Origin of the sequence: Arenibacter lacus (assembly GCF_008711145.1) — a bacterium.
Lineage (GTDB): Bacteria > Bacteroidota > Bacteroidia > Flavobacteriales > Flavobacteriaceae > Arenibacter > Arenibacter amylolyticus.
This window is the reverse complement of record NZ_VVIN01000289.1, coordinates 1-308: the sequence shown is the minus strand read 5'-3', so window position 1 is coordinate 308 and position 308 is coordinate 1. Positions and strand designations below refer to the sequence as shown.

1 pseudogene is annotated in these 308 nt (G+C 50.0%); it reads right to left on the bottom strand.

Going from position 1 to position 308, the window contains the following annotated elements:
• Window positions 1-284, bottom strand: a pseudogene (locus F1E73_RS17525) (hypothetical protein); the annotation flags it as partial.
• Window positions 285-308 lie beyond the last annotated feature (24 nt).

Genomic DNA, 308 nt, shown 5'->3' with positions numbered 1-308 from the left:
GGCTGCTCCCCATAGCCCATATACTCCATATAGGCTTTTGCCAGGGCCAAGAATTTAGTATCGTCCAGATGTTCACCTCGGGGAAGGTTCAGGGTGGCATGTACGTAGCGCTTTTCGGAGGCATGGCGGAAGCCCAGAAAGACGAGCACCTGTTCGAAGACCTTAAGGTTCGTTTCCGTATCGGAATAGGTATTGTGGAAGCCGAGAATGGTCGATTCCGGTTTCCCAAGGACGTATTTCAGTACGCCCTGCACTTTGTTCCGATATAAGAGTCGTGCGATCATGACAGGTTCGTATTGTTGATAATG